Source organism: Microbispora sp. H10830, assembly GCF_014161375.1.
Lineage (GTDB): Bacteria > Actinomycetota > Actinomycetes > Streptosporangiales > Streptosporangiaceae > Microbispora > Microbispora catharanthi.
The window spans coordinates 116879-134043 of sequence record NZ_JABBWX010000006.1 but is presented as its reverse complement, the minus strand read 5'-3'; the positions used below and the strand labels follow the sequence as shown (position 1 = coordinate 134043).

The following is a 17165-nucleotide window of genomic DNA, read 5'->3' as shown; positions in this document are numbered from 1 at the left end:
GCCCCTGCCGGCCAGGAGTGGTCGGCCGGCGGCGATTACAAGGCAGGCGCCGGAAGGTCCAGTCATCGTAAAGTGAAGGTGCCTCGTCGAGTTGCTCCAGAGACAGGGACGATAACCAATCGGTCCACCGGAAGGCGATTCATGTCGATGCCGCACCGAAACCGCAAGTGGATCTGGGTGGGACGGCTGATTTTCGGCCTCATCGTCATCGGGCTCGTGGCGTACTTCTCCGCGGCCGGGCTCGACAAGGCCGACAAACTCGCCAGCGTCCTCGGTTTCCTTCTGGCGCTTGCCGCTCTGGTCGTGCCACACCTGTTGTCCGTCTCCTCCGGCGATGGCGGACGAGGCTCGACGTCATCCGCGGGGAATGCCTCGCACGGTCAGATCGACGCGCGTCACGCCCAAGGAGTGCAGATCAACCAGTCCGGCGGCAACACGCAGCACAACAACTTCGCGTCGTGATGCGTGAGCAGCACGAGGGGGACATCGGCGAGACCGCGTCCGGAACCCCTCCGGAGGGCGGCCCCGGAGTGGACGCCCGTGACGCCCGCGGCCTGCAGGTCAACCAGGGCTCGGGAAACTCGCAGGTCAACAACTTCGGGCAGCCGTCGCTGAAGGACGACCTTCGCAATCTGAGCGTGCGCGATATCGAGAGCGCGTTCGACGAGTTCTGCAAGCGGGATCGCGGCAGACAGCTCTGGCTGTTGTCGGAGTATCCGAGATCGGACGAGCTCCTCAACCTCATCTGCACGCGAGCCGGCTATGAGGAGTGCGCCGACCTCCTCTACGGCATGGCGGCCGATCGCCTGATGCAACGACTCGAGCAACTCGAGCAGGAGCACAGGACCGAGGTTCTGAAACAGCTGGCCACGCGCTTGGCGGCCGACACCAGGGGAGCCCCCGCCCGTGTCAGGGAGTACGCCGCGGCCAGTCGCGGCCCGACCGCCAAGATGTTGCTCTACATGACGCGGTTGCACCCCGGCCCCGAGCGAGGCCGCACCACGACCGCCGTCAGGTTGCTTCCCGGCCCGGACTTCATCCTGGAGCTACGGGACGACGCCGCCGCGGCCCTCCTGGAGTCGCTTCTGTTCCGTTACGGGCCCGCGGATCCGCGTGGAGAAAGACATCTCATCGCGAGCCTGACCCAAGAGGCCCCCCGATTGCTCGAGCGGTTGGTGGCACTGGACGCGGAACGAGCGACGGCGAGACTGATCCCGCTCGACGCCGCCATGATCGCGGCATGCCTCAGGCACATTCGGATGACGTTCGCCCGGCGGATACTGCACACGGTGTCGGTCGACTACGCGGACAAATACGGGGAGATACTCGAAAAGCTACCTCGGCCGATGGCGTCGGCCCTGCTCCGCGAGATGTCGGCGACGGCGAAATCCCGGGCGAGAGCGGTCGACGGCTGGACGACGGGCTGGCCGTGGCTCGACGGGTTCCTGACTCTGCTCACGTATGCGGCTCCGATTGTGACCCGGCTCGCGGACAGGGGCGGCCGGCGTCTTCCCGCTACGGAAATCCGGCACGAGGTCCACGAGATCTGGCGAGCGGCTACCTCGCACGCCGTGAAGGATGGTGACTACTACCGCAAGCAGCGCAACCAGCTCGCCCTGTCGACGGTCGTACTCCTGCTGTCCCTGGTGGTCGCGATCGCTCTCCACTGAGCCCCGCACGGCCGTCTGTCGTTCCCACGCGACGGACGCGGCCGCCGGGGCAGGGAAGATCTGCCGTTCACGGGGTGGCCATGGCGGCGTCATGCCGTGGACGGAAGATCGGTTTCGGGATTGTCTACCTTCAGGCCCGTTATTGCTTGGAGGTACAAAATGCGCAAATTTGCGCACATTGTCGCCGTGGCAGCGGTCGTCGCCGCGGGCTCGGTGGCCGTCCGCGGGACGGCATGGGCCGAGGCGCCCCCCGGTGACAGGCCGGCCGAACCGCCCGGCTACCAGACCACCGTCCCCGGCGATTCGGTCGAGGCGGCCCGCACCGACCGTGTGATCGCCCCCGGCATCGTGCTGACGTCGTTCGACACCTTCGGCCGTACGGGCTGGACCCGCACGCACGTGCTCAACGCCGACCTGGCGGACGACCGGGTGGACGTGGGCATGGTCGGCGGCGCGCTGACCGAGACGCGGGCGCTGTCGAAGTCGGCGGACGCCGCGGGAGCCGTGGCCGCGGTCAACGGGGACTACTACGACATCAACCAGACCAACGCGGTCATCGGCCCCGAAGTCAGGGACGGCCAGGTGCGCAAGGCGACCACCCAGCCAGCCACGGTCGCCTCGGTGGGCGAGGACAAGATCGCCCGGCTCGCGAGCGCACTGCTGGAGAGCACGGTGGCGGTGGGCGGCGCGGACCATCCGGTCGCCTCGCTCAACTCGGCGTCCCTGCCCGCGAACGCCGTCTCGGTCTTCACCGACCAGTGGGGGCCGGGCCTGCGCACGCTGATCGGCCACGGCACGCCCGTCACCGAGCTCGTCGTCTCCGGCGGCGTCGTCACGGCGGTGAACGACACGGTCAGCACGACCCCGGTGCCCGCTGGTGGCCTGGTGGTCGTGGGCGTGGGGAGCGCGGCGGCCCCGCTCGCCACCGCCAAGGCCGGCGACCCGGTGACGCTCACCACCGGCCTGCGCACCGACTCCCCCGCGAAGCTGCGCACCGCGCTGGGCAGCGGAGCGGTCCTCGTGCGGGACGGCCAGGCCGTCGACTTCCCGCCCTCGACGGGCAACGACGCGCCGAAGCCGCGTACGGCAATCGGCTGGCGCGACGGCGGCAGGCGGCTCCTGCTCGTGACGATCGACGGCTCGGCCAACTTCTCGGCCGGTCTGAGCTTCGACGAGACGGCCAAGCTCCTCGTGCGGCTCGGCGCCGACGAGGCGTTCATGCTCGACGGCGGCGGCTCGTCCGACCTCGTCGCCCGCACGCCCGGCGACGCCGGGGTGAGCGTGGTCAACACCCCGTCGGACGGCGGTGAACGGCCCATCCCGAGCGGAGTCGGGCTGTTCGCCGCGAAGGGATCGGGAGCACTCAAGGGCATCGCGGTGCGGACCAGCGCGCCGCGCGTCTTCCCCGGGCTCACCCTCGGCGTCTCCGCCGCCGGGTACGACGAGTCCTACGCCCCGGTCGCCCTCGACGGCGGCAAGAACGACAAGGGCGGCAAAGACGGCGCGGTCCGCTGGGACGCCGGGAAGCTCGGCACGGTGCGCGACGGCGTCCTGCACGCCGAGCGTTCCGGGGAGGGCGAGATCGAGGCCCGCTCGGGGCGGGCGCACGGCGCGGCGGACGTCCGCGTGCTCGGTTCCCTGTCCACCGTCGCGTTCACCGCCACGAGCCTGACCCTGGACACCGGCGGCTCGGCCGTCGTGGGGGTCACCGGCACCGACGCCGACGGGTTCGACGCGCCGATCGCCGCCCGCGACGTCGACCTGGACTACGACACGGCCGTGGTGAAGGTGGAGCCGCGCGACGACGGATCGTTCGCGGTCACCGGGCTGGAGGCGGCCGACGGCCGCGGTGCCGTGATCACCGCGACCGTCCAGGGCAAGGTCGCGCACCTGCCCGTCGCCGTCGGGCTGAAGCGCGGCTCGCTGGCCGAGTTCGACGGCGGCGAGCCCTGGGGCGTCTCGACCGCCAAGGCCACCGCGTCGGTGGCGGCCGTCGACGCCGCGGACCGCCCCGGCGCGGCGGCCGGCAACCAGGCCCTCGCGCTCACCTACGACTTCACCGGCACCTCCGGCACCTCGGCGGCGTACGCGGTGGCCAAGCCCGGGCCGCTGACCCTGCCGACCGGCACCAGGCGGCTCGGCCTGTGGGTGTACGGCGACGGCCGCGGGCACTGGCTGCGGGCCACGCTGCGGTCGCAGGGCACGACGAACGTCCCCTTCACCTTCGCCACCGTCGTCGACTGGACCGGGTGGAAGTGGGTCGAAGGCGCCCTGCCCACCGGCTTCACCGAGCCGATCACGCTGCTCAACGTGTACGTGGTGGAGACCTCCAACCTCGCCAAGGACGCGGGACAGCTCAGGTTCGACGGGCTCACCGCGCTGGTCGGGCAGGATCTCGCCACCGGCGACACCCGGACCCCCGATCCGTTCGTCCTGGAGCAGGCCGACATCGACCGTTCGCGCTGGCGGTTCGCGATCATGTCCGATCTGCACGTGGGCGCGGCCGGGGGCACGACGTCGTTCGCGGCGCAGCAGGCGGCCGCCGCGCTGAAGCAGGCCGTCGCGGCGAAGCCCGACTTCATCGTGATCAACGGCGACTTCGTGGACAACAACACGCCGGCCGACTTCGCGCTCGCCGAGGAGATCCTCAAGGCCAACGTGCCGGCGGACCTGCCGGTCTACTGGACGCCGGGCAACCACGAGTCCGGGGCCACGGCGACGGGGACCCTGGACGGCTTCCTCGCCACCGGGCGGCCGGCCCACCAGGTGTTCGACCACAAGGGCACCCGATTCGTCCTGCTCAACACCACGCTGGGCGGGCTGCGGACGTCCGACTGGTCGCAGGTGCCTGAGCTGCGGCAGGACCTGGAGGCCGCGGCGAAGGACAGGTCCGTGAAGTCCGTCGCGGTCGCCTTCCACCACCCCCTCCGCGACCCCTCGGGGGCGGGCGCGTCCCAGTTCTCCGACCAGCGGGAGGCGGACCTCGTCGAGAAGTGGCTCGCCGACTGGCGGGAGTCGTCGGGCAAGCCGGTCGCGTTGTTCACCGGCCACGCCCACACCGCCGCCGCCACCAGGTCAGACGGCGTGCTGGAGGTCACCACGCCGCCGGTGGGCAAGACGCCCTACAGCTCCCCGGACAAGGGCGGGTTCTTCGGGTGGGACCTCGTCGGCGTCGATCCCCGGCCCGGCGAGGTCGAGGCGGGCCGTCCCAGCCCGCAGACCCGCGACTGGGTCGTGGCGCGGACGAACCCGCTGATCGACAAGATCTCCCTGTCGGCACCCGGCACGCTCACCCCGGGCGCCTCGGCGGAGGTCTCGGCGACGGGCACCACCAGCGGCGCGAACCTGACGTTCCCGCTGGCGTATCCGGCCAGCGTGACGTGGAGCGGCGACCGCGCCCTCGCGGTGGCCGAGTCGGCCGCGGACGCGAAGAAGGCGGCACACCGCCACGGCGTCGTCGCGGTGCTCGACCTGTCCACGCACACGCTGACCGGCGTACGGCCCGGCCAGGCCACCCTCACGGTCACGTCGGGAGGGCAGACCGCCTCGGCCACGATCACCGTGGCCCAGTAGACCCATGTTCAGTAGGCCAATGGTTCAGTAGGGCCACGGTTCAGTAGGCCAATGGTTCAGTAGGGCCACGGTTCAGTAGGCCAATGGTTCAGTAGGCCAATGGTTCAGCAGGCCAATGGTTCAGCAGGCCCGATGAGAGCGGCGGGCCGGTCTCCCTCACCGAGGGCGGCCGGCCCGCCGTTCCGTATCCGCGTCGCGGCCGCGACAGCCGTACCGGCGATCCGCGGCGACGGCCACGGCTCGCCCATCCGCTACATTTCGCTCTGCTGCCGCAAGAACGGACTCCCCATGAACATCGTCCTGTGGGTCATCGCCGGCCTGCTCACCCTCGCCTTCCTCGTCGCCGGGGTGATGAAACTCGCCCAGCCGAAGGACAGGCTGGCCGTGTCCGGCATGGCCTGGACCGAGGACTTCTCCGCGGGCGCGGTCAAGGGCCTCGGCGCTCTCGAGGTGCTGATCGCCTTCGGCCTCGTCCTGCCCGCCGTCACGGGCATCGCCCCGGTGCTGACGCCGCTCGCCGCGCTCGGCATCGCCCTGCTCATGGCCGGAGCGGCCGTCGTCCACGCCCGCCGCGCGGAATCCCCGGTCATCGTCGTCAACCTGGTGCTCCTGGTGCTGGCCGCCGTGGTCGCCTGGGGCCGCTTCGGCCCGTACGCCTTCTGACCCCTGCTTCCCCACCCCTGCTTCGCGACCGGAAAGCCCTGCGCAGCAGGGCACCCGACAGGAGGCGGAGGGCGAAGGGGAGGTCGTCGACCAGGTAGCGGCGGGCGAGCCGCTGGGGCTCGCTGATCAGGCGGAACAGCCATTCGAGCCCGTGGTCGCCCATCCAGCCCGGGGCCCGGCGCACCGAACCGGCGGCGAACGCGATGGCCGCGCCGCACCCCACGAACCAGGCGCCCGGCAGGTCGGCCCGCAGCTCCGCGACGAGCCGGTCCTGCCGGGGGAACCCGAGACCCACGAAGACCAGGGACGGCCGCGCGGCGACGAGCCGCCCCCGCACCTCCGCCAGCGCCGCCGCGCTGGTCTCGAACCCGTACGGCGGAGCGTGGACGCCCGCCACGACCAGACCCGGATGCCGCCCGCACAGCGCGTCCCGCGCCGCCTCGGCGACGCCTGGCGGTCCCCCGATCAGGTAGACGGGCAGGCCGCGGGCCGCGGCGGCCCCGGTCAGCGACCAGATCAGGTCGGCTCCCGTCACCCGTTCCGGCAGCGGACGCCCGAGCAGGCGCGACGCCCAGACCAGCGGCATACCGTCGGCCACGGCGAGTTCGGCCGCGTCGATCAGCGCGCGCAGAGCGGGGTCGCGGGCGGCGGCACGGCAGATGTCCACGTTCGGCGTGACGACGTGGCCACCCGTGCCGCGCTCGAGCGCGCTCATCACCCGCGCGACCACCTGTGCCTCGGTGAGCGGGTCGAGCAGCACTCCGCCCACGCGAACCCTGTCCCTCTGAACCCTGTCCCCATGAACCCTGTCCCCATGAACCCTGTCCACACGGACCCCGGCGCCCCATGCCCGGACGGCCTCGGACCACTGCCGCACCGGCGTCGCCGGGTCCACGGCCGCCGTACGCGCCGGCGCGGGCTCGGCCATCAGATGCCGTGGCCGCGACGGTGGAGGGCGTGCAGCACGGCGCGCGGGCTGACCAGCCCTCCGGCGACCGCCAGCGCCACCGCCGCCCTCGGCTCACCCGGCCGGGCGGAGAAGGCGCGCAGCGACCAGCGGGCGGCCTCGCGCCGCCGGCCGAGGGCCGCGTGGCAGAAGGCGAGCTGCCCGTAGACGCGGGCCGCGCCCCGCGGTTCCGCCGCCAGCCCGGGATGCCGGGCGAGCATCCACTCCAGCCCCGCGATCCGGTCGGCCCAGCGCCCCATGTAGTGCGAAGAGCCCCAGCGCACCCGCACGAGCGGCCGATCGACGTGGACGATCGGATGCCGCCAGGCGGCCCGCAGCGCGAGGTCCCAGTCCTCGTTCTGACCGGACGGCGCGCTCTCGTCCACCCATGTCCAGCCCCGGCGGAACAGGAAGGTCGAGGAGTGCACCATCATCATGCGCGAGCGGGTGAGGTGCCGATGGGTCACCCGGCCGGTGCCGGCCAGCCGCGGCACCCTGCGGTCGCCGTACTCGACCTCGACGGCGCAACTCGCGAAGCCGGCGTCGGGCTCCTCCACCAGCGCGGCGACTTGGGCGGCCAGCTTGCCGGGCAGCCAGAGGTCGTCGTCGTCGCAGAAGGCGACGAAGTCCGTGCCGAGCACCGAGATCCCGGTGTTGCGCGCGCCCGGCAGGCCGGCCGCCCGCCGGTTGCCCAGCACGCGGACGCTCCGGACCGCTCCCCCCGCCTCCGATCCGGCCCTGGGACAGGTCGCGGAGCCGGAGACGCCGGACACCTGCTGGGCGACGAGGGAGGCGGACACACCGTCGGCCACGACCACCACCTCGACAGGGCCGGCGTACTCCTGAGCGAGCACCCCGGTCAGCGCGGCCCGCAGCGGGCCGGGCCGGTCGCCCCGGGTGGGGACGACCACGCCGACGGACGGCCTCATCGCCGCGCTCCCGGGCGGTAGACGAGGCGATAGCCGTAGAAGAGAAGAAGGGGGAGGGTGATCGCGGTGACCAGCCACCGCTGGGACCGGGGCAGGGGCGCCGGACGGTGGCGTATCTCGATCGGTCCCACCGAGAAACGCATCGGGTTGCCGGAGACGGTGTGCGCGACGCCGAGCAGCGCTTCGCGGTCGTCCAGGAAGGCGAGCCCGCCGGTGGGAAGTCCGAGCCGCGCGGCCAGACGTCCCAGCGTCGCGCGCGGATCCCGCACCAGGTCCTCGTGACGCACCCGGACGACCTCCACGCCCTTGCGGCGCAGCACCTCGAAGGCCAGGTTCTGGGCCAGCCAGTGGACGGCGGTGCGCGCGGGCGTCCAGCGGGTCATCGGCCGCCCGTCCTCGGGCCTGCGCACCCTGCGCCGCCACGACGCGGCCACCGCCCGCGGGTCGCGCACCACCTGCACGACCCGCATATCCATGATCGCCGCTAGGCAGTACGCCAGGGAGGCGTGCTTGCTGGAGTCGACGACGACCCGGGCGTCGGCCACCTCCGCCGCCGCCGCGTAGATGCGCGCGTACGACCGGACGTATTCGGCCAGTTCGGCCTCACGGGTCGTCAGCCCGAGAGCGAGAACGGGCACGCGGCGGGTCCGGTCGACGCGGGCGCGCAGGCCGGGCAGCCACCCCGCCTGGCTCTGCCGCCACTGTCCGAACGCGCGGGCGCCCACCTTGACCCAGAACGGGCACTGGGAGAACCGCTGCCCGCAGCCGCAGGGCTCGTCGGCGCGTACGCCGCGGTCCCACAGGTGGACGACCTCGCCGAGCGGCGCCACGCCGGGCACCTCGCCGAGGAGGCGTTCGAGCAGAGTGCTACCGCTGCGTCCGAGGCCGCCCACGAAGATCACCGGCTGAGCGTCGGCCACGTGTCCTCCACGGATGGATGCGAAACGTGACGACCCTAGCGCGGAGGGTAATCGGGCGACCCCTGATCGCCAAAGGATCTACGAGGCCGCCGCCTGCGGCGGAACGGGATCACCGGGGGCGGGGGAAGCCTCAGGAGGAGCGCAGTTCGACACAGCACTCCCCCGGGCGCGGCACCAGGACGGCCCGCACCTTGGAGGCTTCCAGGCCGGTGAGCATGCCGTCGAGGAAGGCGTGGTTGACCCCGCAGACCAGTTCGGGGGCTCGCGCCGCCAATGGATGGAACGGGCAGTTGCGCAGCCGCACACAGGTGGGAGACTCGCGGCCGGGCTCGAAGCCGTGCCGCGCGAGCAGATTTTCGAGCAGCGTGAGGGCGCGTTCCGCGCCGAGCCGGCCGGGCTTGGCCCGGGCGCGTTCCGCGGCGCCGATCTCTTCGCCGTGCCGACCGGCCACCCGGACCGCCGCCTGGCGGGCGCTTTCGCCTTCGCTCTCCGCGAGGACGGCGTCCATGAGGATGTCGGCCAGCACCTCGTGCCGGCGTTCGGGGATCGTGACGCGGATGTCGGTCTCGGTCGGTTCGTACACCTTCGGGGTGCGGCCGACCTTGCGGATGCCGCCGACCGCCTCATAGCGGGCGCGCAGCAGGCCGGCGTCGACCAGTTTGTCCAGATGGAAGGCGGCCAGCTTGCGGGAGATTCCGACCGAGGCGGCGGCCTCGTCCCGGTTCACCGGGCGGCGCGCCCTGCGGATGTAGGCGTACATCCCCTGCCGCAGCACGTCGTCCAGTGCGGCCACCGCACTGATCGCGGGATCTGTCGTCACCCTGCCACGATAACGCCCGCCAGCGCGGTCGAAAACATCATCCCCTCCCATGTACGCGTACTCCTTGACTGCCAGGCCGAATAAGACCAACATTCTTTAGCGTAAATACGTCGCACGCGGAGGTCCGGATGACCGGTGAGCTGCACGAGGCGAAACGACCGGTGAGCGCGGTGCTGGCCGGGCCGTACGGCCATCCGTTCCACCCGATGCTGGTCGCGGTGCCCATCGGAGCGTGGGTGGCGAGCATGGTCTTCGACCTGGCGTCCCGGTTCGCGCCCAATCCGGGATTCCTCGCCGAGGGCTCGAAGTGGCTGATCGCCATCGGCGTGCTCGGCGCGCTGGCCGCGGCGATGGCCGGGTTCCTCGACCTGTTCGCCATCCCGGCGGGCACCCCGGCGTTCCGCACGGGTCTGCTCCACATGGCGGTGAACCTCGTGATCACCGCCGCGTACGCCGCCGGCTTCCTGTGGCGTCAGGCAGGCACGGCGGCGGGCACGGCGGCGGGCACGGCGACAGGCGCGGTCGCGCTCGGCCCGCTGCTGCTCTCGGCGGGCAGCCTGGCGCTGCTCGTGGTCTCCGGCTACCTGGGCGGCAAGCTCGCCTACCGCTACGGCGTGCGGGTGGCCGACGAGGCCACGCAGGCCGACGGTTTCCGGCGCTGACCCTCATCCCACCATCGCAGAAGGAGAATTCATCATGGGTATCGCGGCACTTGTCACGTGGTTGCTCACCGCGGTGGGCGGCTTCGTGATGCTGGGCGTCTGGATCGCCAGAGGCGGCCGGCGCACCAGTCGCTTCTCACCAGGGCTGATCTTCGGTCACTTCGCGCTGGCCGCCGCCGGGCTGGTCGTGTGGATCGCGTACCTGTTCGCCGGCGTCGCCGCCCTGGCGTGGGTCGCGCTGGTCCTGCTGGTCCCGGTCGCGCTGCTGGGCTTCGCGATGTTCGCCCGGTGGATCCCCGCCTACCGCGCCCGTACGGCGGTGGCCGGCGGGCCCGGCGCCACCGGCACGGCGGGGCCGCCCGAGCGGCACTTCCCGGTCGCGGTCGTGGCCGGACACGGTCTGCTGGCGGTGGCCACCGTGGTGCTGGTGCTGCTGACCGCGCTCGGCATGAGCGGCGGCTGAGATGCGTTCCGCCAACGCCCTGCGGGTGATCGACGAGCCGCGCGACGGTGTGGACCTGGCCGCCGCCGAGCGCGCGGCCGGCGAGTTCCTGGAGGCGCTGGGCATCTCGACGGATTCCGAGAGCCTGCGGGAGACTCCGGCGCGGATGGCCAAGGCGTATGCCGAGCTGTTCACGCCACGCCCGTTCGACCTCACCACCTTCCCCAACGAGGAGGGCTACGACGAGCTCGTGCTGGCCCGGGCGATCCCGGTCCGCTCGGTCTGCGAGCATCACCTGCTGCCCTTCGCCGGGGTCGCGCATGTCGGCTACCTTCCCGGCGACCGCATCCTCGGGCTGTCCAAGCTGGCCCGCGTCGTCGAGCACTTCGCCCGCCGGCCGCAGGTCCAGGAACGGCTCACGAAACAGGTGGCCGACTGGCTCGCCGACCGGTTGCGACCCGCGGGGGTCGGCGTCGTGATCGAGGCCGAGCACACCTGCATGACTCTGCGGGGCGTACGGGCCGTCGGCTCGACCACCGTCACCTCGACGCTGCTGGGCATACTCCGGGAGGACGCCCGATCCCGTCAGGAGTTCTTCGCCCTCACCGGCACCCGCACCTGAGCAAGGAGACCATCGCCGTGACACAGCAGAGGTTCGTGATCGTGGGAGCCGGCCTGGCCGGCGCCAAAGCCGCCGAAGCCCTGCGCGAGCAGGGATTCGACGGGCGGATCACGCTGATCGGCGCCGAGCCGCACCGCCCCTATGAGCGGCCCCCGCTGTCCAAGGGCTACCTGACGGGCAAGACCGACCGGGCCGGCGTCTTCGTCCACCAGGAAGGCTGGTACGCCGACCACGACGTCGAGCTGCGGCTCGGCGTCGCCGCGGCGGGCCTCGACCGCGGCGCCCACCGCGTCGAACTGGCCGACGGCAGCGCGATCGAATACGACAGATTGCTGCTGGCCACCGGGGCCCGCCCGCGAAGGCCGCCGATCCCCGGCGCAGCAGCACCCCACGTGCGCTACCTGCGCCGGATCGAGGACTGCGAGGCGCTCAAGGGCGTCCTCGGGAGCGTGTCCCGGCTGGCGGTGATCGGGGCCGGCTGGATCGGGCTGGAGGTCACCGCCGCCGCCCGGCAGGCCGGCGTCGCGGTCACCGTGCTGGAGACGGCGCCGCTGCCCCTGCTGCGCGTGCTCGGGCCCGAGGCGGCCCAGGTCTTCGCCGACCTGCACCGCGACCACGGCGTCGACCTCCGGCTCGGGGTCACCGTCAGCGAGATCACCCCCTCGGGCGTACGTCTGGGCGACGGCGGCGAGATCGACGTCGACGCCGTCCTCGTCGGTGTCGGCGCCGAACCCGACGTACGGCTCGCCCTGAGCGCCGGGTTGCACGTGGACAACGGCATCGTGGTGGACGCGACCCTGCGGACCGGCGACCCGGACATCGTCGCCGCCGGGGACGTCGCCAATGCCTACCACCCTCTGCTGGGCAGGCACGTACGGGTCGAACACTGGGCCAACGCGCTCAAACAGCCCGCGGTCGCCGCCGCCACCATGCTGGGCCGGGAGGCGGTCTACGAGGAGCTGCCCTACTTCTACACGGACCAGTACGACCTCGGCATGGAGTACGTCGGCCACGTCGAGCCCGGCGGCTACGACCAGGTCGTCTTCCGGGGTGACGTCGCGGCCCGGGAGTTCGTCGCCTTCTGGCTCAGCGGCGATCGCGTCCTGGCCGGCATGAACGTCAACGTCTGGGACGTCGTCGAGCCGATCAAGACGTTGATACGCACCGGAACACCCGTCACGCCCCAAGCGCTGGCCGACACCGGCCGGCCACTGGAGACCCTCGCCGCTCCTCAGAGCGGGGAAGCCTGACCCTTGATCAGACACCCCGCCGACGGTCTCCACAGGACCTGAACACGGGGCCTGAAGGGCGGGCACGGGCAGCGCCGCCGAATGAGCTGTAGCGCTGCCCTGTGCTTCCCTTGCGCTGCGCTGCGCTGTGCCGCCCTGTGCCTCGCCCTCGCAGGCCGTCCCCGAGCGGGACCTCCCAGAGGTCCTTCGGGAAGCGCCGGTCAGCGCGCGTCGACGATCATCCCGGCGCCGACGGTGCCGTTGGTGGCCTCGTCGATCAGGATGAAGCCGCCGGTGAGGCGGTTGCGGGCGTAGTCGTCCACGAACAACGGCTGGGTCGTCCGCAGCGACACCCGGCCGATCTCGTTGAGGCCGAGTGCGGTGGCCGACTCGTCCCGGTGCAGGGTGTTGACGTCGAGCCGGTAGTGCAGGTCCCGCACGAGAGCCCGGGCCGTACGGGTGGTGTGCTTGATGATCAGCTTGGAACGCGGCTGGAGCTTCAGGCCGTCGGCCATCCAGCAGATCATCGCGTCGATCTCCTGGGCGGCCTGCGGCTGGTTGTTCGGCCGGCAGATCATGTCGCCCCGGGAGATGTCGATGTCGTCGCCCAGGCGCAGGGTGACCGACATCGGCGCGAACGCCTCCTCCACCGGGCCGTCGAAGGTGTCGATCCCGGTGATCGTCGTGGTCAGGCCGGAGGGCAGGTGCAGCACCTCGTCGCCCGGCTTGAGCACGCCGCCCGCGACCTGCCCCGCGTATCCCCGGTAGTCGTGCAACTCCTGGCTGGTCGCGCTGTGCGGGCGGATGACGTACTGCACGGGGAAGCGCACGTCGACCAGGTTGCGGTCGGAGGCGATGTGCACGTTCTCCAGGTGGTGCAGCAGCGAGGAGCCCTCGTACCACGGCATGTTCTCCGAGCGGGAGACCACGTTGTCGCCGTGCAGCGCCGAGATCGGGATGAACGTGAGGTCGGACGCGTTCAACTTGCTGGCGAACGCGGTGAACTCCTCGCGGATCTCCTCGAACCGGGCCTCGGAGTAGTCGACGAGGTCCATCTTGTTGACCGCGAGCACGAGGTGCGGCACCCGCAGCAGCGTCGTGAGGAAGGCGTGCCGCCGCGACTGCTCCAGCACGCCCTTGCGCGCGTCGATCAGGATGATCGCCAGGTCGGCGGTGGAGGCGCCGGTGACCATGTTCCGGGTGTACTGGATGTGCCCGGGGGTGTCGGCGATGATGAACTTCCGCTTGGGCGTGGCGAAGTAGCGGTAGGCCACGTCGATCGTGATGCCCTGCTCGCGCTCGGCCCGCAGACCGTCGGTGAGCAGCGACAGGTCGGTGTACTCCGTGCCCCGATCGCGGGAGGTGCGCTCGACCGCTTCGAGCTGGTCCTCGAAGATCGCCTTGGAGTCGAACAGCAGCCGCCCGATCAGCGTCGACTTGCCGTCGTCGACGCTGCCCGCCGTCGCGAAACGAAGGATGTCCATCAGAAGTAGCCTTCCTTCTTGCGATCTTCCATGGCGGCCTCGGAGGCCCGGTCGTCGGCGCGGGTGGCGCCGCGCTCGGTGATCCGGGTGGCGGCGATCTCGTCGATGATCTGGTCGATCGTGGTGGCGGTCGAGGCGACCGCGCCGGTGCAGGTCATGTCGCCGACGGTGCGGTAGCGGACGACGGCCTCGAACGTGGGCTCGTCGTCGCCCCGCTGGACCACCTCGGAGTCGGCCAGCAGCATGGCATCGCGCTCGAAGACCGTGCGGGTGTGGGAGAAGTAGATCGACGGGATCTCGATGCCCTCACGCCGGATGTAGTGCCACACGTCCAGCTCGGTCCAGTTCGACAGCGGGAACACGCGGATGTGCTCGCCCCTGCTGATCTTGGTGTTGTAGAGGTTCCAGAGTTCGGGGCGCTGGTTCTTCGGGTCCCACTGGCCGAACTCGTCGCGGAAGGAGAACACCCGCTCCTTGGCCCGGGCCTTCTCCTCGTCGCGCCGGGCCCCGCCGAACACCGCGTCGAACTCGTGCTCCTCGATGGCGTCCAGCAGCGTCGTGGTCTGCAGCCGGTTACGGGAGGCCCGCCGCCCGGTCTGCTCGACCACCCGCCCGGCGTCGATCGACGCCTGGACCGACGCGACCACCAGCCGCGCGCCCAGCTCGGCGACCCGCCGGTCGCGGAACTCGATGACCTCGGGGAAGTTGTGCCCGGTGTCGACGTGCATCAGGGGGAAGGGGATCGGCGCCGGCCAGAAGGCCTTCTCGGCGACCCGCAGCATGACGATGGAGTCCTTGCCGCCGGAGAAGAGCAGACACGGGCGCTCGAACTCGGCCGCGACCTCACGCATGATGTGGATCGCCTCGGCCTCGAGCACGTCGAGCTGTGACGTGGTGTAGTCACGCTGAAGCATGGGGACTTCCTTCACGGAGTCTGGCGATGCAGGTCACGGATTCCGGCGAGCAACGTTGGCGCCAGATCCGGTAGGGAGACCAGGATATCCGGCAGCCAGGGGTCCCCCTGGTTGTAGGTCAGGGGTGAGCCGTCGATCCTGCTCGCGTGGGCCCCCGCCGCGACCGCCACCGCGACCGGCGCGGCCGAGTCCCACTCGTACTGGCCCCCGGCGTGCACGTACGCCTCGACCTCTCCGGTGAGGACCGCGGCGATCTTGGCACCGGCCGAGCCGATGGGGACGAGTTCCCCGCCGTGGCGGGCGGCCAGCTCACGGACGAACTCGGGCGGCCGGGTGCGGCTGACCGCGATGCGGAACGGCTCGCGCACCTTCTCCGGCAGCTCGGGCGGCGCCGCCGTCGTCAGCGTACGACCCTGGGCCGGCAGGGCGACCGCTCCGGCGGTGAGGGCGCCGCGTTCCCACAGGGCCACGTGGACGGCCCAGTCGGCGCGGCCCTGCTCGGAGAACTCACGGGTGCCGTCGAGAGGATCGACGATCCAGACGCGCTCGGCCGACAGCCGCCGGGGGTCCATCCGCTCCTCGCGGGTCGCCTCCTCCGACAGCACGGCGTCGTCCGGCCGCAGCCGCCTCAGGGCGTCCATGAGGAACTCGTGGGACGCGCGGTCCCCGGCGTCCTTCAGCGCCCGGCCGTCCTCGAACCCGAGACGGGCGCGCAGCTCCAGGAGCCGCTCCCCCGCCTCCGTCGCCAGCTCACCGGCGAGGGAATGGTCGTCCCGCATCGTCATTTCTCAGTACGCTCCCGCCCCGCCTGCGACCGCAGACCACGTCTTCCATAAGATCTGCAGATCCAGCATGAGAGACCAGTTCTCGACATAACGTAGGTCCAACCGTACCGATTCCTCCCAGGACAGGTCGGATCGGCCGTTTACCTGCCAGAGCCCGGTCATCCCGGGCCGCACCACGAGCCTGCGGCGCACGTCGTCGCCATACCGCGCGACCTCCTCGGGCAGCGGCGGGCGCGGTCCGACGAGCGACATGTCGCCCCGTATGACGTTGAACAGCTGCGGCAGCTCGTCGAGCGAGTAACGCCGCAGCGCGGCGCCGAGCCGGGTCACCCGCGGGTCTCTCCGCACCTTGAACAGCACGCCGTCGGCGTCGCTGACCAGCTCGACCTTGCGGGCCTCCGCGTCCCGGCGCATCGTGCGGAACTTCAGGATCGTGAACTCCACGCCGTCCCTGCCGACCCGCCGCTGGCGGAACAGGACGGGCCCAGGGCCGGTCGCCCGCACGGCCACGGCGACGGCGGCCAGCAGCGGGGCGAGCACGACCAGCGCGGCGGCGGCGACCAGCCGGTCGAACACGCCCTTGACCAGCCGCCGCCCTCCCGCCAGCTCGGGATGCTCCACGTGCAGCAGCGGGAGCCCGGCGATGGGGCGGATCGCGATCCGCGGGCCGGCCACCTCCATCAGCGCGGGCGCCACCACGAGGTCGGTGCGCGTCCGCTCCAGCCGCCAGGCCAGCCTGCGCAGCGCCGTGCCGTCCAGCTCGGGGCAGGCGAGCACCGCCACCGTGTCCGCCCGGACCTGCTCGACCACCAGCGGCACGTCGGTGAAGTCGCCGAGCACCGGCACGTCCGCGACCCGGCCGGCGGCGCCGGTGGGCACGCAGGCGGCCACCACCTCCATCCCGTGGTAGCGCTCCCTGCGGAAGGTGCCGACCAGCTCGGCGATCGCCGCCCGGTGGCCCACCACCACGACCCTGCGCATGCAGCCCTCACCCCTGGCCCGCCTGCGGTGCAGCCGCTGCCGCAGGCCGTACCTCGCCCCGAGGGTGAGCACGGTGGCGAGCGGCAGCGCGATCAGCACGTAGCCGCGGGCGATCTCGGTCTTCGACGCGTACGCCGCGATCGCGACACCCGCGATCAACGTGAAGCCGCCCCGTGCGACCCGGCGGAACTCCTCCGCCCCCACGCCGATCAGGCGCGGCTCGTACGCCCGGCTCAGCACCAGGATCACCGCCCAGACGGCGGGCAGCGCGGCGCTCGCCATCACATAGGGCATCACGTACGGAGTAACCTCGCCGAACCGGATCACCACGGCGGTGACCCCCGCGAGAAGGGCGCCCACGATGTCGCAGACGGCCGCGGTGAGCCGATACCGGACGGCCCACTCGGGAGGCCGCGGCATCGGATGGGCGGGCGAGTCCCGGGACGTGCCGACGGCGACCGAGGACGTGTCACCGTCCAGCACCATCGCCCCCCGTAATCCTGTCAATACCGACGGTGATGGAAT

The 17165-nt window shown here is 71.7% G+C and carries 16 protein-coding genes; 8 read left to right on the top strand and 8 right to left on the bottom strand.

Annotation, left to right across the window (positions count from 1 at the left end; translation table 11 throughout):
• Positions 1-141 precede the first annotated feature (141 nt).
• The 4 genes from HHX35_RS17385 to HHX35_RS17370 all read left to right on the top strand — a co-directional run bounded on the left by HHX35_RS17385 (position 142) and on the right by HHX35_RS17370 (position 5906).
• On the top strand, positions 142-462 hold the full coding sequence (locus HHX35_RS17385; RefSeq protein WP_182899845.1) for a hypothetical protein: 321 nt from the start codon (positions 142-144) through the stop codon (positions 460-462).
• A gap of 68 nt (positions 463-530) precedes the next feature.
• Positions 531-1670: a hypothetical protein gene (locus HHX35_RS17380; protein ID WP_182899844.1), complete on the top strand. Its 1140-nt coding sequence runs from the start codon at positions 531-533 to the stop codon at positions 1668-1670.
• 186 nt (positions 1671-1856) lie between these two features.
• Positions 1857-5243 (top strand): phosphodiester glycosidase family protein, encoded by a 3387-nt coding sequence (locus tag HHX35_RS17375; protein WP_182899843.1) that lies wholly within the window; start codon positions 1857-1859, stop codon positions 5241-5243.
• A gap of 288 nt (positions 5244-5531) precedes the next feature.
• Positions 5532-5906, top strand: a complete 375-nt coding sequence (locus HHX35_RS17370) for a DoxX family protein (protein ID WP_182899842.1) — start codon at positions 5532-5534, stop codon at positions 5904-5906.
• Here HHX35_RS17370 and HHX35_RS17365 read toward each other — a convergent pair.
• From HHX35_RS17365 to HHX35_RS17350, 4 genes are all read right to left on the bottom strand, one after another.
• A complete protein-coding gene (locus tag HHX35_RS17365; RefSeq protein WP_310739144.1) occupies positions 5839-6675 on the bottom strand; it encodes a WecB/TagA/CpsF family glycosyltransferase in 837 nt (278 codons plus the stop codon). The two genes, HHX35_RS17370 and HHX35_RS17365, sit on opposite strands and share 68 nt — an antisense overlap.
• A gap of 158 nt (positions 6676-6833) precedes the next feature.
• The gene (locus HHX35_RS17360; RefSeq protein WP_182899840.1) at positions 6834-7781 is read right to left on the bottom strand and encodes a glycosyltransferase family 2 protein; all 948 of its coding nucleotides are present in this window, start codon (positions 7779-7781) and stop codon (positions 6834-6836) included.
• A complete protein-coding gene (locus tag HHX35_RS17355; RefSeq protein WP_310739143.1) occupies positions 7778-8701 on the bottom strand; it encodes a sulfotransferase in 924 nt (307 codons plus the stop codon). The genes HHX35_RS17360 and HHX35_RS17355 overlap by 4 nt, the downstream gene beginning before the upstream one ends.
• Positions 8702-8831: 130 nt before the next feature.
• The gene (locus HHX35_RS17350) at positions 8832-9521 is read right to left on the bottom strand and encodes a metalloregulator ArsR/SmtB family transcription factor (RefSeq protein WP_182899839.1); all 690 of its coding nucleotides are present in this window, start codon (positions 9519-9521) and stop codon (positions 8832-8834) included.
• Between the two features lie 128 nt (positions 9522-9649).
• Here HHX35_RS17350 and HHX35_RS17345 point away from each other — a divergent pair, with 128 nt between their 5' ends.
• From HHX35_RS17345 to HHX35_RS17330, 4 genes are read left to right on the top strand one after another with little or no spacing between them, the layout of a single operon-like run.
• The gene (locus HHX35_RS17345) at positions 9650-10183 is read left to right on the top strand and encodes a DUF2231 domain-containing protein (protein WP_182899838.1); all 534 of its coding nucleotides are present in this window, start codon (positions 9650-9652) and stop codon (positions 10181-10183) included.
• Positions 10184-10217: 34 nt separating this feature from the next.
• Positions 10218-10646 (top strand): hypothetical protein, encoded by a 429-nt coding sequence (locus tag HHX35_RS17340; RefSeq protein WP_182899837.1) that lies wholly within the window; start codon positions 10218-10220, stop codon positions 10644-10646.
• Between the two features lies 1 nt (position 10647).
• Positions 10648-11247 (top strand): GTP cyclohydrolase I FolE, encoded by a 600-nt coding sequence (gene folE / locus HHX35_RS17335; protein ID WP_182899836.1) that lies wholly within the window; start codon positions 10648-10650, stop codon positions 11245-11247.
• 17 nt (positions 11248-11264) lie between these two features.
• Entirely contained in the window at positions 11265-12497 is a 1233-nt protein-coding gene (locus tag HHX35_RS17330) for an FAD-dependent oxidoreductase (protein WP_182899835.1), read from the top strand.
• A gap of 200 nt (positions 12498-12697) precedes the next feature.
• On the opposite strand, the gene cysN is transcribed toward HHX35_RS17330, so the two are convergent.
• From cysN to HHX35_RS17310, 4 genes are read right to left on the bottom strand one after another with little or no spacing between them, the layout of a single operon-like run.
• Positions 12698-13960 (bottom strand): sulfate adenylyltransferase subunit CysN, encoded by a 1263-nt coding sequence (cysN, locus tag HHX35_RS17325; RefSeq protein WP_139577274.1) that lies wholly within the window; start codon positions 13958-13960, stop codon positions 12698-12700.
• On the bottom strand, positions 13960-14874 hold the full coding sequence (gene cysD, locus HHX35_RS17320; RefSeq protein WP_139577273.1) for a sulfate adenylyltransferase subunit CysD: 915 nt from the start codon (positions 14872-14874) through the stop codon (positions 13960-13962). The genes cysN and cysD overlap by 1 nt, the downstream gene beginning before the upstream one ends.
• 11 nt (positions 14875-14885) lie before the next feature.
• The gene (locus HHX35_RS17315; RefSeq protein WP_182899834.1) at positions 14886-15659 is read right to left on the bottom strand and encodes a 3'(2'),5'-bisphosphate nucleotidase CysQ; all 774 of its coding nucleotides are present in this window, start codon (positions 15657-15659) and stop codon (positions 14886-14888) included.
• A gap of 3 nt (positions 15660-15662) precedes the next feature.
• Positions 15663-17126, bottom strand: coding sequence for a sugar transferase (locus HHX35_RS17310; protein ID WP_396780279.1), 1464 nt, complete (start codon positions 17124-17126; stop codon positions 15663-15665).
• Positions 17127-17165 lie beyond the last annotated feature (39 nt).